This is a genomic window from Saccharomonospora iraqiensis subsp. iraqiensis, from assembly GCF_000430445.1.
GTDB lineage: Bacteria > Actinomycetota > Actinomycetes > Mycobacteriales > Pseudonocardiaceae > Saccharomonospora > Saccharomonospora iraqiensis.
On the sequence record NZ_AICW01000127.1, the window covers coordinates 1 to 1,363 of the forward strand.

2 protein-coding genes are annotated in these 1,363 nt (G+C 70.2%); both read right to left on the reverse strand.

Annotated features, from left to right (window positions below):
- Positions 1–104: 104 nt before the first annotated feature.
- Positions 105–1,037, reverse strand: coding sequence for a decaprenyl-phosphate phosphoribosyltransferase (locus ACTIR_RS0100070; RefSeq protein ID WP_026452763.1), 933 nt, complete (start codon positions 1,035–1,037; stop codon positions 105–107).
- Positions 1,034–1,363 (reverse strand): phosphatase PAP2 family protein (locus ACTIR_RS0100075; RefSeq protein WP_026452764.1); only part of this gene is annotated, 330 nt, incomplete at its 5' end. The genes ACTIR_RS0100075 and ACTIR_RS0100070, both read right to left, overlap by 4 nt.

Sequence of the window (1,363 nt, forward strand, 5' to 3'; positions counted from 1 at the left end):
GGCCGGGGACCGTGCCCGGCCGCCGGGGGTCCTCGTCGTCGGGGTGCGCGCCGGACGTGTCGGCCGTGTCGTGCGTGGTCACCATGCGGGCACCTCGCGTGTGGTCACAGGTAGTACGAGCACACGAGACTGACCACCCACGCCCCGCCCAGGACCTGCAGGACGCGGTCCCGCAGCGCGATCTCCTCGGGCTCGCCCGCGTTCCCGCAGTCGACGTCCACCGCGTACCGCAGCACCGCGATCACGAACGGCACGATCGAGATCACGCTCCACACCGTGCCGGAGACGTTCTGCTGCTGCTCGAACGCCCACAGGCAGTACGACATGATCAGTATCGCGGCGGAGGTGGCCCAGACGAAGCGCAGGTAGCTGGCCGAGTACTTCTTCAGCGACGAGCGGATCTTCGCGCCCGTGCGTTCGTAGAGCATCACCTCGGCGTAGCGCTTGCCGGCCACCATGAACAGCGACCCGAACGCGGTGACCAGCAGGAACCACTGGGACAGACTGATCCCGGTGGCCACACCACCGGCGATCAGCCGCATGAGGAAGCCGGACCCGACGATCGCCAGGTCGATCACGGGCTGGTGCTTGAGGCCGAAACAGTAGCCGAGCTGGATCGCCTCGTAGACCGCGAGCACGATCAGCAACCGCCAGTCGGCCAGGAAGCTGACCGCGGCACCCGCGGCGAAGAACACCCCCGCGGCCGCGTAGGCCACGGGGATCGGCACGACGCCCGCCGCGACCGGCCGGTGCCGCTTCGTCGGGTGCGCGCGGTCCGCCTCCACGTCGACCGCGTCGTTGATGAGATAGACCGAGCTCGCGACCAGCGAGAACGCGAGGAACGCCACCGCCGCGTCGGCCAGCACGTCCAGGTTCGCGATCTGCGCCGCGGTGAACGGGGCCGCGAAGACGAGGACGTTCTTCACCCACTGCCGGGGTCTGGCCGTCTTCGCCACCCCGGCCACGGTCGGGACGGGACCCCGCTTCCGGGTGGCCGCACCACCGGCGACGTCGGCACGCTCGGTCGTCTCACTCATGGTCGTTTCCGCTTCCGTGAGGTCAGCCTGCGGCGCAGGATTCCGCCGACGGCACCTCCCAGGGCGGCGCCGGCGAGTACGTCGGTCGGATAGTGCACACCGAGCACGAGGCGGGAGACGAGCATCGGCGGCACGAGGGTGGGCACGAGATTACGCCCGACCAGCCCCGAGTACAGCACGGCGGCGGCCGTCGTCGACGTCGCATGTGACGAAGGGAAACTCAGCTTGCTGGGTGTACCCACCCCCACCGCGACGTCCGGGTGCGTCGGCCGCGGCCTGCGCACGACCCGTTTCACGGCGATCGAGGCGGCGTGCGCACCGACGGC